The following is a 12,517-nucleotide window of genomic DNA, read 5'->3' as shown; positions in this document are numbered from 1 at the left end:
TCGCCAGGGAGAATGGCACCATGTCGTTGCGCATTTTCTATCACCCCCTCTACTCCTCCCTGACGCTACCCGAGCGCCATCGCTTCCCGCTGGCCAAGTATCAAGGGCTGTTTGAACGCCTGCAGGTGCAGGGTTACCCCCTTGGCGAAGCGCCCGCCGCTACCCGGGAGCAAATCTGTCGCATTCACGATGCCGATTATGTCGCGGCGGCCCTGAGCGGCCAGCTGGAAGATCGCGCCATCCGCAAGATCGGTTTTCCTTGGTCACCCATGCTGATAGAGCGCACCTTGCGCTCGGTGGGTGCCACCGTTGCCGCCAGCCGCTATGCACTTGAGCAGGGCTGCGGCTTGCAGATCTCCGGTGGCTACCACCACGCCCATCGGGATCACGGCAGCGGTTTTTGTCTGTTCAACGATCTGGTGATTGCCGCCCAGACTTGCCTCGACGAGGGGCGCTGTGAACAGGTGCTGATCGTCGATCTCGATGTGCATCAGGGAGATGGCAGTGCGGCCCTGTGCGCCGGAAGGCGCGATATCATCACCCTCTCCCTCCATGGGGAGCACAACTTTCCCCATCACAAAGCCGCCTCTCACCTCGACTTTCCGCTGCCAAGCGGCATGACGGACGATGCCTATCTCACCACACTGCAACAGGCGCTCTCACTGGCACTGCGCCTCTATTCGCCGGATCTCATCCTCTATCAGGCGGGCGTCGATGTGCATCATGCTGACGAGCTTGGCTATCTCTCCCTGAGCGACGAAGGGGTTCGCCTGCGCGATGCCATGGTATTTGACTGTGCAATCAAGCATGGGTTGCCTGTCGCCGCTGTGCCCGGTGGCGGCTATCGCCGCGACTGGCAACAGCTGATCCCGCTTCATATGTCGCTGTTTGAGACGGCTCGCCACCGTTTTGGCTGATGGCATGGCTTGATAGCGCGGACACGCCGTCAGAAGTGGGCAGGCACTTCACCAGATAAGACAGAAGAGGCGACCCTTGGGGTCGCCTCTTCGTGTTTCGTCATCTCGCTCACACAAGCTCGCTCGTTGTCAGGCAAGCTCGGGACGCCTGAGGATAACTATTTCTGACGCTTGCGGGCGTACTTGCGACGGGCGCGGGCCTGACGCTCCTCTTCCCGCTCGGCCTTCTCTTTGGCTTTTTGCTCGGCTTCTGCGGCGGCTTCGACAATCTCGACGCTCACCATCTCCGGCGTCTCCAGCGAGATGCGGCCAAGCAAGCCGGAGCGGAACTCGTTGATCAGGATCTCGGACGCCTTGTGAAGGTCGGCCAGCCCCCCTTTGCGCATAAACGCCCGCTGGCGGGCGATCATCTCCAGCAGCTCGATCTCGGTCTCGGGCAACTCGTCAATCTGGTAGCGCGCTTTGATCCGCTCCGGATAGGCCTTGATGAAGTAGTCAGCGGCGAACATGGCGATATCGGCATAGTCGAACACTGTGTCCTTGATGGCCGCAGTGATGGCCAGACGATAACCACAGGAGGGCGGGTTGAGCTTGGGCCAGAGAAAACCCGGGGTATCGGTCAGGATGACGTTGTTATCCAGCTTGATCCGCTGCTGGGACTTGGTCACCCCCGCCTCGTTGCCGGTACGGGCGATGATGCGCCCCGCCAGGGTATTGATCAGGGTGGATTTGCCCACGTTGGGGATCCCCATGATCATCGCCCGCACGCCGCGCAGCTCAAAATTGCGCTCCGGCAGCATTTCGTGGCAGAGGGTCAGCAGTTGCTTGATCTTCTCCGGCTCTTGTTGCGTCAGCGGCAGCGCCTTGATCCCCTTCTCTTTTTCCATGTGCGCCACCCACAGAGCGGTGATCGCCGGATCGGCCAGGTCCGCCTTGTTCAGCACCTTGATCACCGGGGTATCACCACGCAGCTCGGGCACCAGCGGGTTTTCGCTGGAGAAGGGGATGCGGGCATCGAGCATCTCGATGATCACATCGACCTGGGGCATGACCTCGGCAATCTCTTTGCGGGCCTTGTGCATGTGACCGGGGAACCAGTTGATGGACATATCCGTTACTCTCTGTGGGGGCTGCTGGCGCGCGCATGAAACAACAGGCGCTCTGCCGCGGGCATCGAACGAAGGGGGCGCATTTTACCTGCTGCGGGCCTCTTTTGACAGGTCATTCTAACCATCACCTCATCAAATCAGCAAACCGCCGAGGCGGAGCGACCTTGCCGGAAACGACCGGACCAACTGGCTCAATTGATAGATAACATATTGATATAGTGTAACATTTTTATCACTTTTTCACACAACCGTCACCGATAGTCAGTAAAAGTGTCATCTGCCCCCTCTAGGCTGCGCTCAGGTTTTACAAGGAGCGAACCCCAATGAGAAAAATGGCAGGACTTGCAGTGATGATCGGCGCCGCCCTGGCTGCCGGCTGCAAATCAGACAATGACACGGTGGCGACCAAGCCCGCAGCCCAACCCACCAACGTCATCTTCTTCCTCGGTGACGGCATGGGCCTCAACACCCTGACGGCCGCCCGCATCTACGGTGTCGGCGAAGAGGGTGATCTCACCATCGATACCCTGCCAGAGACGGCCTTTATCAAGACCTTCTCCCACGATGCCCAGGTCACTGACTCGGCCCCCTCCATGGCGGCCTACATGACCGGGGTCAAGAGCAACAACGGCGTTATCAGCATGGACGGCGACGCCACCTATGAGAGCGACTGCAGCAAGAGCGCCGGCAAGCCGGTGACCACCCTGCTGGAGCTGGCCAAAGCCGATGGCCGCGGTACCGGCGTGGTAACCAGTACCCGGGTGACCCACGCCACCCCGGCGGCTACCTATGCCCATATCTGCAACCGGGATCTGGAAGCCGATATCGCCGTCCAGCTGGTACCGGGCGGCAAAGGCTACAACAGCGCCCTCAAGGAGGGGCTGGATGTGGTGCTCGGTGGCGGCAGCAGTTTCTTCCTGCCCAAAGCCGACAAGGGCAAGCGGGAGGATGGCCGCAACCTCATCAGCGAAATGCAGGCCAAGGGCTACCAGTTTGCCAGCAATCTGGATGAGCTGAACAAGGCCGATGCGGGCAAGCCGCTGCTGGGACTGTTTGGTTCCAGTCACATGAAATATGACCTGGACCGCCCTGCCAGCGAGCCGTCACTGGCCCAGATGACCCTGGCCGCTATCAAGCAGCTCAAGGGTAAGGAGAAGGGTTACTTCCTGATGGTAGAAGGGGGTCGCATCGACCACGCCCTGCACGACACCAACGCCAAGCGGGCGCTGCAGGACACCATCGCCTTCGACAACGCCATCAAGGCCGCCATCGACGAGGTGAAAAAGAGCGACCCCGAGCTGAAAAACACCCTGATCGTGGTCACCGCCGACCACGACCACACGCTAGTGCTCAACGGCTATGCCAAGCGCACCGGCAAGACCACCGCCGACAACCCCGGCGTACTCGGGCTGGTGAAGAACTACGAGACTGGCGAGCCAAGCAAGGATATCGAGGGCATGCCCTACACCATCATAGGTTTTGGCAACGGCTACAACCGGGTGGATGGCCCGCGCAGCAGCGTCGCCCCGCTCGACGATGCCACCGTCTCCGCCAATGACTACCACCAGGAAGTGGTGGTCAAGGTAGGCGAGATCGGCAACGAGACCCACGGCGGCACCGATGTCTTCCTCGGCGCCATCGGCAAGGGGGCTGACAGCTTCCATGGCTCTCTCGATAACACCGCCGTGTTCGGCAAGATCAAGGCTGCGGCCAAGCTGTAAGGAGCATTTTCATGAGCAAACAGATGAACACATCTATCAAGCACACGCTGGTCTGCGCCGCCCTGTTCAGTGCGCTGGGCGCAACCTCCCAGGCACAGGCCGGTGATGCCAAAAACGTCATTCTCTTTATCGGTGATGGCATGGGCCCCACCGTGCTCACCGCCACCCGCCTGTTCAAGGTGGGGGAAGAGGGCAATCTGGAGATGATGAAACTGCCGCGCAGTGCCCGCATCAAGACCTTCTCCAACGATGCCCAGACCACCGACTCGGCCCCCTCCATGGCGGCCTACACCACCGGGGTCAAGATGAACAACGAGGTGATCGCCATGAGCAGCGACACCAAAGCCGTTGCCCCCGGCAAAGACGTCAATGGCAACAAAACCGTCAACAATTGCAGCAGCGATAACGGCAAGCCGGTGCCCACCATCCTGGAGCTGGCCAAGGCGGCAGGCAAATCGGTCGGGGCCGTCACCACCACCGAGCTGACCCACGCGACCCCGGCGGCTACCTACGCCCACATCTGCCATCGGGATGCCGCTTATGACATCGCCGCACAAGCTGTTCCGGGAGGAACTGGTTTCAACCAGGCGCTGGGGGATGGGGTCGATGTGCTGATGGGCGGTGGTGCCAACCACTGGACCCCCTACAGCGCCAGCAACAAGGGCGGTCGCAATGACAACCGCGACCTGACCGCCGAGATGAAGGCGCAGGGATACAGCTATGTCACCACCCAAAGTGAACTGGCCAAGGTCACCAGCGGCAAGGTGCTCGGTCTGTTCAGCAGCAAATCCCACTTGGACTACGAGCTTGATCGGGTCGCCAAGGGGGCTGCCAATACCCAGCCGTCCCTCTCCGAAATGACCGCTAAGGCGATCGACCTGCTGAGCAAGAACAGTCAGGGTTATTTCCTGATGGTAGAAGGCGGCCGGATCGATCATGCCCTGCACGGCACCAACGCCAAGCGCTCGCTCACCGACGCGGTGGCACTGGATGAGGCGGTCAAGACGGCGCTGGGTAAAGTGGATCTCAACAATACCCTGATCGTGGTCACCGCCGACCATGACCACACCATGACCATTAACGGCTACTCCGCCAAGGGTAATCCGGTGCTGGATCTGGTGAAAAATGGCGACGGCTCGACCCAGAACGACGTGGATGGCAAGCCCTTCACCACCCTGGTGTTCGGTAACGGCCCCAATCGTGCGGCCGTGCGCCCGGTCCTCACCAGCGATCAGGTGATGGCCAATGACTATCTGCAGGAGACCGGCGTCAAACTGACATCGGAAACCCATGGCGGCGGCGATGTTATGCTGTTTGCCGATGGCGCCGGCAGCAACCGCTTCAAAGGCACGCTGGATAACACCAAGGTGTTTGGCAAACTGCGGGAGGCGCTCGGCCTGTAAGCAGCAGGGGCCCGGGTGCATCTGAGCAATTGACTCAGCGGCCCGGGCCCGGGCCCCGGCACTTTCGAGCGACAGATGATGATGCGACTTTTGCTTTCGTTATGGCTGCTTGGCAGCACCCTCGCCTTCCCCCTGCATGCTGACGACACGCCCCCGGATCTCGCCGCCCGGATCAGCTATCACGACCGGAATACCGGCAGCGATGGCATCGCCAGAGAGAGTGTCTGGCAAGAGAAGTGGCTGCGCGTGGGCAATCAGGTGTGGAGCCAGCGGCTCATTCCCCTCCCCCTTGCCCGTGCCTATCACGCCACTCACGACGCCACGCCCGGCCACAAGCACTTTACCCACCAGATGGCGGGCCGCTGGGTCAGCCGCAGTGATGAGGGTGAGCTGCAGCTGCGTTATGCCGACAGCTGGCACAACCAGCTGGTTGAGGTGCCGGTGGAAGAGTATGGCCAGGTGGCCTTCAAGCCCGACTGGCCGCGGATCCGCCATCTCGTCAACCCGGCGCTGATCGAGGGGATGACTCCGCTGGATGAGGCCACCCCCGAGCAGGCCCGCTGGTATGAAAAGCGCGAAGGGCAGCAACGAACCCGCATTCTCTGGTCGAGTCAGTGGCAGATCCCGCTGGTAGTCGAATCGGCCAGTCTCGACGGCTATCGCAGCTACCGGATGGAGGTGACCCTGCGCAAGCTGCCTGCTCAGCTCCCCTGGCAGCAACTCGCTGATTACGAAGTGCGCGATCTGCGGGATTTCTTCGACTGAGATCCCAACCCCTCTGCGGGCACAATGACAACGCAGGCAGGAATGCTACACTCTGCATATTCGACTCTGGCTCACGACCTTGATGCGCGCTCTCTGCCTGCCCTTTTTTGCCCTGCTGTTATTGCTGGTACACACCGGTGCCCAGGCTATTGTGCTGGTGGCGGCCGAGTTGCCCCCCTATGTCATACGTTCCCAGCAGGGGGCTCCAAGCGGCATGGCCATCGAGGTCATGGAAGAGGCCGCCCGGCGCTTAAAAGAACCGCTCACTATCGAGTTGATGCCGCTGGCCCGAGCCCTCATCGAAGTGACCCACCGCAAGGATGTACTGCTGATCCCGCCAGTGCGGAGCTCTCGACGAGAGCACCTCTTTTATTGGGTAGCACCAATAATCGACGAGGAATTTGTTATCGTCAGCGATCGCCGCTTTCATCCTGTTCCAATCAAAGCCGGTGAGCTGTCCACCCTCAAGGTCGGTACTCTGCGCCACTCTTTCGGCCAACATTTACTCAAACAAAGACTCAATCTGACCAGTCAAACTGTCGCCACCGAAGAACTCAATGCGCACAAACTACAACGAGGGCGTATCGATGCATGGGTAGCAGCCTGGAACGCTATTCTCTACAACCAACAGCAAGAAGGATTTTCTACTGGGCAACTTGTTCGTGGTGAAACCCTGATGCGCACCCAGTTATTTATTGCCGCTCACAAAGAGTTCCCCTTCACCGAAGGGCGTCGCTGGCAAGCCGTGATAGACGAGATGCGCCGTGATGGCTCGCTCACGCGGATCATCCGTCAGTACAACTATCAGGTTCCTGAGTAGTCACTCAATCACGGTTGCCAAGGCCGGCCAGAATGGTTATGGTAGGCCTATGAAAATACTCGCTATTTCCTCGCATTTGCTCACACCCTGCTGAGCCCCCGCCTCGCTCCTTCGGCCGCGAGTCGCTTGGGGGCATGGCATTTTCAATCGATTGAACCTGTTGAATCCATTTTTGTAACACCCAGTGTGATGGCCAACCTGCACCCGCCGGTATGGGCCTATCCGCTATTGATAAGGAATATCTTATGAAACAACCTCATCTGGTTATCTCCAGCCTTGATCTGGACCGTATCGAACAACTGCTTGGCAACCACCCGCAGCATCTGGCCCTGCAAGAGGAGCTGGACCGCGCCGAGATCCGCGAACCGGCCGACATGCCGCCGGACGTAGTCACCATGAACAGCAAGGTGCGCTTCAAGATGCAGAGCAGCGGCAACGAGTTCTGCCTCACCCTGGTCTATCCGCGCGATGCCAAGGGCGACGAGAGCAACATCTCGGTACTGGCGCCGGTGGGCAGCGCCTTGCTCGGTCTGAAAGTGGGCGACAGCATCGCCTGGCCGGGCCCGGCCGGTCGCACCATCGAGGTCGAAATTCTGGAAGTGGTCTATCAGCCCGAACGCGCCGGCGAGCTGCACCGCTGAGTCCCCCGGGCTGGTCATCCCCCTGTTGATCAGCCCGCTTGTTCGCCCTTGCCAGCTGATCCCGATCAAGCTTTGCGCACCTTGCCCCCCGGTTTTTAGCCCCTTTTCCTGCTGCTGCTTGAGCCTGACTCGGGGGGCAGGTATCTTGTTGGCCGCGTCATGGTCATGACGCACCGAATTTCAGGCTGACATCATGATAAAAATTGCCCTCATCGACGATCACCAGATCGTCCGATCCGGTTTTGCCCAACTGCTCAATCTGGAGCCCGACCTGCAGGTGGTCGCCGAATTCGGCTCCGCCAGCGACGCCCTTGCCGGCCTGCCCGGTAGCGGGGCGCGAGTCTGCGTCTGCGACATCTCGATGCCCGACCAGTCGGGACTGGATCTGCTCAAGCAGCTCCCCTCCGGCTTGGCTGTAGTGATGCTCTCGGTTCACGACAGCCCCGCCCTCATCGAGCAGGCGCTGCAAACCGGTGCCAAGGGATTTCTCTCCAAGCGGTGCAGTCCGGACGAGCTGATCGCCGCGGTGCGTACCGCCGCCCAGGGGGGGTGTTATCTTACGCCGGACATCGCCCAGAAGCTGGCCAGCAGCAGCCGGGATCCCCTCACCAATCGGGAGCGGGAGATTGCCCAGTTGCTGGCACAGGGGCTGGAGGTGAAAGCCATCGCCGAGCAACTTGGCCTCTCCCCCAAGACGGTTCACGTCCATCGCGCCAACCTGATGGACAAGCTCAAGGTCAGCAACAACGTCGAGCTGGCCCACCGCATGCTGGATAGCTGGTGATCTCCCGTTTTGCCAGCTATGTCGCCATCGCGCTGGCGGCCTGCTTCATCTTTGCCGCTGGCTGGTTTTGCCTCTGGAGCATCAGCCTGCATCTGGCGGGTGGCCCGGCGCTGGCGGTGCTGCTGTTCCCCTTCGGCCTGCGCCTCGGCTTGCTGCTGCAAAGTCCCGGCCACTACTGGCCGCCGCTGTTGCTGTGCGAAGGCCTGCTGCTCTACTGGCTCAATCTGGAGGTAGGGCTGCCCCACTGGCCTTGGCTGGTCGCGGGCAGTCTGCTGACCCTGCTACCGCTGCTGATTGCCCGTCGCCAACAGGTGCGCAACGACTGGCAGCAACTGTTGCTGCTGCTCGCCACCGTCACGGCGGCGGCGCTGCTGCAAGCCCTGCTCTGGCATCTGGCGGGAGAAGATGGCCTCTCGGCCCTGCTGCTCAGTCTGACCGGCGGGCTGACGCTGACCTCCACCTGCATGCTGATCTGGCACTACCTCACTCGCGCCACCTGGGTGCCGCTGGGACCTGCGCTGGTGGATCAACCGGTGGAGTGGCGCTTTCGCCATCTGGTCTGGTATCTGCTGCTGTTCGTATTGAGCCTCTGGCTGCAACTGGGATTGCCCAACTCGCTGGTACGCTTTACCCCGTTTTGTCTGGCCATCCCCATCATCGCCATGGCATGGCGCTACGGCTGGCAGGGGGCGCTGCTCGCCACCCTGATGAACACCATCGCCCTGCTGGCAAGTCAGGCCTGGCACGATCACCCGCTGGATCTGCTGCTCTCCCTGCTGGCCCAGAGCCTCACCGGCCTGCTGCTGGGTGCCGGGATCCAGCGCCAACGCGAACTCAATCAGGCGCTGACCCGCCAGCTCGCCCACAATCGCCAGCTCACCGAGCGGCTGCTGGAGACCGAGGAGAGCATCCGCAAGGAGGTGGCGCGCGAGCTGCACGACGACATCGGCCAGACCATCACAGCCATTCGTACCCAGGCAGGGATCGTGCGCCGCCTCGCCCCCGACAACGCCGGGGTGGGCCAGAGCAGCGCCCTCATCGACACACTGTCGCTCGGGATCTACGACGCGGTGCGCGGCCTGCTCGGGCGGCTGCGCCCGCGCCAGCTCGACGACATGACTCTGGAACAGGCGGTACGGGCACTGCTGCGGGAACTGGAGCTGGAGCGTCACGGCATCGTCACCCGGCTGGAGTGGCAGCTGGCGGATGGGGATCTCTCGGATGCCCAGCGGGTCACCCTGTTTCGGGTCTGTCAGGAGGGGCTCAACAACGTGGTCAAACATGCCAACGCCCACTCGGTCACCATTCGCGCCCGGGCCAGCGGCGAGCAGTTGCAACTGGTGCTGGAAGATGATGGTCGCGGTCTGCCGGAAAGCCGCCCGCAACAGGGCTATGGCCTGCTCGGCATTCGCGAGCGGGTACAGGCCCTCGGGGGCAGTCTGCAACTCTCCTGCATCCACGGCACCCAGCTGACGGTCAACCTGCCCAGTCGCAGACGGGAAGAGAGTCATGGCTAATCACCACCAGAGGGCCTGCCTGTGCTGAGTTTTATGAGAAGCGCGCCGCCCCGGCCCCTTATCCGGGATCAGGCCGAGATCGATGCCACCTATCGCCACTGGCGGCTGCACCTGCTGCTGACCATGTATCTGGGCTACGCGGTCTTCTACTTCACCCGCAAGAGCTTCAACTTCGCCATGCCAGACATGCTGGCGAGCGGTATGCTGGACAAGTCCGACATCGGCATGCTGTGGACCCTGTTCTACATCACCTACGGCTGCTCCAAGTTCTTCTCCGGCATCATCAGTGATCGCGCTAACCCGCGCTACTTCATGGGTGTCGGACTGATGGCCACCGGCGTTATCAATATCCTGTTCGGCCTCTCGTCGGCACTCTGGATGTTTGCCGTCCTCTGGGTCGCCAACGCCTTCTTCCAGGGCTGGGGCTGGCCCCCCTGCTCCAAGCTGCTCACAAGCTGGTATTCGCGTACCGAGCGCGGGGTCTGGTGGTCGGCCTGGAACACCGCCCACAACGTCGGCGGCGCGCTCATCCCTCTTATCGTCAGCACCATCGCTCTGCAACATGGCTGGCGCTACGGCATGATAGTGCCCGGCCTTATCGCCATCATCGCGGGGTTGTTCCTCTGCTGGCGGCTGCGCGATACCCCGAGTGCCATGGGACTACCGACAGTGGGTGAGTGGCGCAAGGACGCCATGGAGTTGGCCCAGCAGACCCAGGATGCTGGGCTCTCCCACCGCCAGATCCTGCGCAAATATGTGCTCGGCAACCCCTATATCTGGCTGCTCGCCTGCTGTTACGTGCTGGTCTATGTGGTGCGCACCGCCATCAATGACTGGGGCAACCTCTACATGACCGAGCAGCGCGGCTTCAATCTGATGAGCGCCAACTCGGCCATCTCCATGTTCGAGGTGGGGGGTTTTATCGGCGCCCTGGTGGCGGGCTGGGGATCGGACAAGCTGTTCAACGGCAACCGTGGCCCGATGAACCTCATCTTTGCGGTGGGGATCCTGCTGGCGGTGGGGTCGCTCTGGCTGATGCCCTTCTTCAGCTATGTGATGCAGGCGGCCTGCTTCTTTACCATCGGCTTTTTCGTGTTTGGCCCCCAGATGCTGATCGGCATGGCAGCGGCGGAGTGCTCCCACAAAAATTCGGCGGGGGCAGCCACCGGCTTTGTCGGCCTGTTTGCCTACATGGGGGCGGCACTGTCGGGCTATCCACTGGCCAAGGTGATGGAGATCTGGCACTGGAACGGCTTCTTCGTGGTGATCTCGGTGGCCGCGGGCGTCTCGGCCCTGCTGCTGCTCCCCTTCCTCAAGGCGCAGGCACCGAGAGCAGCTCAAGCGAATGCAGAGTAGCGGGTGGCAGCTGACAAGCTATATCCGGCAAACAGAAACAATCAGAGCGCGGATCACCGCGCCCTGATTTTATTCCTGAACCTATTCCTGCATCAGGCCGCCTGACAGACCCGGTTTTTTCCTTCCCGCTTGGCCCGATAGAGAGCGTCATCCGCACGGCTGAACAGGCTGTCAAAGTGCCACTCCCCCTGCCAGTGAGCAATACCCATGCTGACGGTGATATGGATCCCCTCTACCTCGCTGGCCGCAAGCTGAACCCGCAGTGACTGGCAACGGGCGATCGCCTCCTCTGCGGTGGCATGGCGAAACAGCAGCACAAACTCCTCGCCCCCAAATCGACTGGCCAATACGCCCTCCAGCTCGCGCAGTGCCAACCCGACCCGCTCCAGCACCCGATCGCCCACCTCATGGCCATGCCGATCGTTGATCTGCTTGAAGTCATCCAGATCGAGCACTACCAGCGCCCCCTGCTGTGCAGGGCGTCCCCGGGCCAGACACTCCATAAAACCACGGCGATTGAACAAGCCGGTCAGCGGGTCATGACTGGCCTGATAGCGCAGCTCCAGCGCACGGTGCTGGTTGCAGAGCAGCAGCACCCCGAAGGTGAGCATGGAGCTACCCACCAGCATGGAGACATAGGGCAACACGTTGAACAGCTGACGCTGGAACGGGCTTTCGATCACCTCGCCCCACACGGTAAACATCCGCATCAGGGTCATGGCGATCAGCACCAGATTGAGGCCAATCAGTACCCATACCGCCACCTGATAATCGGGTCGACCGTGCCGCCAGAGCTGGCAGATGATGAGCGTACTGAGCACGATGAAGGTGGCGCTGCTTATCATCACCCGTACCGCAATCCGGCCATCGATGGCGACCGACCAGGTCATGACGGCGGCAAACAGCAGGATGAATCCCCAGCAGACAGGCCAGCCCGGCGATTGACGGAAGAAACAGCGTTGGGCGACCAGCAATAACGACACATGAAAAATCAGGAAGACATTGCCTACCCAGGAGCCATAGGGGGTGGGTGTCAACAGCAGACTGGCAAATCCAGCCTGACCCAGCATGGCAAACAGACTGGACCACCACCAGACCCCGACGCCGGGAATATCGTTGTGGGTAACTCGAATGATGGTGAGAGTGAGGAAACCGAGACAATAGCCACACAAGGCCATGATCATCAAGGTAAAAATATCCAGCTTAAGCAGTAGTGAGGCGTCCATACCAAAGCCATGCAGAGAGGGTAACTGAGTATATGAGAAGCGTTTGCCAAGACCCAGTGCGACTTGATGGTTTTCACAATAAAGCCCGTTCGTTTGCTGACAAACAGAGCAATGCGTGTGATATCCCACCAATGCGTATTCGTATCAGCCCCATAAAAAGCCTCTTACGGAGCCCAATAGCACAATAAGAGCCGCAAGCGGCACCCTGGCTTTGTAACAAAATGTCTTGGGGATAATTTGGGCTTGAACCCACCCCAT

The 12,517-nt window shown here is 60.8% G+C and carries 11 protein-coding genes; 9 read left to right on the top strand and 2 right to left on the bottom strand.

The window, feature by feature from the left end; genetic code table 11:
- Positions 1-20: 20 nt before the first annotated feature.
- Complete coding sequence (locus tag ACTG2S_RS09385; protein WP_307895133.1) at positions 21-917, top strand: histone deacetylase family protein; 897 nt, start codon at positions 21-23, stop codon at positions 915-917.
- 158 nt (positions 918-1,075) lie between these two features.
- On the opposite strand, the gene ylqF is transcribed toward ACTG2S_RS09385, so the two are convergent.
- The gene (gene ylqF, locus ACTG2S_RS09380) at positions 1,076-2,026 is read right to left on the bottom strand and encodes a ribosome biogenesis GTPase YlqF (protein WP_274160377.1); all 951 of its coding nucleotides are present in this window, start codon (positions 2,024-2,026) and stop codon (positions 1,076-1,078) included.
- A 323-nt stretch (positions 2,027-2,349) separates the two neighbouring features.
- Between ylqF and ACTG2S_RS09375 the strand changes: the two genes are divergently transcribed.
- The 8 genes from ACTG2S_RS09375 to ACTG2S_RS09340 all read left to right on the top strand — a co-directional run bounded on the left by ACTG2S_RS09375 (position 2,350) and on the right by ACTG2S_RS09340 (position 11,033).
- Positions 2,350-3,747, top strand: a complete 1,398-nt coding sequence (locus ACTG2S_RS09375; RefSeq protein ID WP_307895134.1) for an alkaline phosphatase — start codon at positions 2,350-2,352, stop codon at positions 3,745-3,747.
- An 11-nt stretch (positions 3,748-3,758) separates the two neighbouring features.
- Positions 3,759-5,150 carry an alkaline phosphatase gene (locus tag ACTG2S_RS09370; protein WP_088869710.1) on the top strand — a complete coding sequence of 464 codons (1,392 nt, stop codon included), beginning with the start codon at positions 3,759-3,761 and terminating at the stop codon, positions 5,148-5,150.
- 78 nt (positions 5,151-5,228) lie between these two features.
- A complete protein-coding gene (locus tag ACTG2S_RS09365) occupies positions 5,229-5,915 on the top strand; it encodes a hypothetical protein (protein ID WP_439983243.1) in 687 nt (228 codons plus the stop codon).
- Between the two features lie 82 nt (positions 5,916-5,997).
- The gene (locus ACTG2S_RS09360) at positions 5,998-6,735 is read left to right on the top strand and encodes a substrate-binding periplasmic protein (protein WP_439983241.1); all 738 of its coding nucleotides are present in this window, start codon (positions 5,998-6,000) and stop codon (positions 6,733-6,735) included.
- Between the two features lie 245 nt (positions 6,736-6,980).
- Positions 6,981-7,376: a nucleoside diphosphate kinase regulator gene (rnk, locus tag ACTG2S_RS09355; RefSeq protein WP_005334070.1), complete on the top strand. Its 396-nt coding sequence runs from the start codon at positions 6,981-6,983 to the stop codon at positions 7,374-7,376.
- A gap of 193 nt (positions 7,377-7,569) precedes the next feature.
- The gene (gene uhpA / locus ACTG2S_RS09350; RefSeq protein WP_005334071.1) at positions 7,570-8,160 is read left to right on the top strand and encodes a transcriptional regulator UhpA; all 591 of its coding nucleotides are present in this window, start codon (positions 7,570-7,572) and stop codon (positions 8,158-8,160) included.
- Positions 8,157-9,677, top strand: coding sequence for a signal transduction histidine-protein kinase/phosphatase UhpB (uhpB, locus tag ACTG2S_RS09345; protein WP_019445271.1), 1,521 nt, complete (start codon positions 8,157-8,159; stop codon positions 9,675-9,677). Before uhpA ends, uhpB begins: the two co-directional genes overlap by 4 nt.
- Positions 9,678-9,698: 21 nt before the next feature.
- Positions 9,699-11,033: an MFS transporter gene (locus ACTG2S_RS09340; protein WP_439982376.1), complete on the top strand. Its 1,335-nt coding sequence runs from the start codon at positions 9,699-9,701 to the stop codon at positions 11,031-11,033.
- A gap of 92 nt (positions 11,034-11,125) precedes the next feature.
- Here ACTG2S_RS09340 and ACTG2S_RS09335 read toward each other — a convergent pair whose 3' ends face one another.
- Positions 11,126-12,259 carry a GGDEF domain-containing protein gene (locus tag ACTG2S_RS09335; RefSeq protein WP_439982375.1) on the bottom strand — a complete coding sequence of 378 codons (1,134 nt, stop codon included), beginning with the start codon at positions 12,257-12,259 and terminating at the stop codon, positions 11,126-11,128.
- Between the last annotated feature and the right edge of the window lie 258 nt (positions 12,260-12,517).

Origin of the sequence: Aeromonas sp. 82P (assembly GCF_051919365.1) — a bacterium.
GTDB classification, from domain to species: domain Bacteria; phylum Pseudomonadota; class Gammaproteobacteria; order Enterobacterales; family Aeromonadaceae; genus Aeromonas; species Aeromonas veronii.
The sequence above is the reverse complement of the archived record's forward strand: the minus strand, read 5'-3'. Positions and strand labels throughout refer to the sequence as shown.

What these genes read in the sequence shown, in the direction of transcription:
- ACTG2S_RS09385 (WP_307895133.1), top strand. Translation starts at nt 21, where the DNA reads ATGTCGTTGCGCATTTTCTATCACCCCCTCTACTCCTCCCTGACGCTA.
- ylqF (WP_274160377.1), bottom strand. Translation starts at nt 2,026, where the DNA reads ATGTCCATCAACTGGTTCCCCGGTCACATGCACAAGGCCCGCAAAGAG.
- ACTG2S_RS09375 (WP_307895134.1), top strand. Translation starts at nt 2,350, where the DNA reads ATGAGAAAAATGGCAGGACTTGCAGTGATGATCGGCGCCGCCCTGGCT.
- ACTG2S_RS09370 (WP_088869710.1), top strand. Translation starts at nt 3,759, where the DNA reads ATGAGCAAACAGATGAACACATCTATCAAGCACACGCTGGTCTGCGCC.
- ACTG2S_RS09365 (WP_439983243.1), top strand. Translation starts at nt 5,229, where the DNA reads ATGATGCGACTTTTGCTTTCGTTATGGCTGCTTGGCAGCACCCTCGCC.
- ACTG2S_RS09360 (WP_439983241.1), top strand. Translation starts at nt 5,998, where the DNA reads ATGCGCGCTCTCTGCCTGCCCTTTTTTGCCCTGCTGTTATTGCTGGTA.
- rnk (WP_005334070.1), top strand. Translation starts at nt 6,981, where the DNA reads ATGAAACAACCTCATCTGGTTATCTCCAGCCTTGATCTGGACCGTATC.
- uhpA (WP_005334071.1), top strand. Translation starts at nt 7,570, where the DNA reads ATGATAAAAATTGCCCTCATCGACGATCACCAGATCGTCCGATCCGGT.
- ACTG2S_RS09335 (WP_439982375.1), bottom strand. Translation starts at nt 12,259, where the DNA reads ATGGACGCCTCACTACTGCTTAAGCTGGATATTTTTACCTTGATGATC.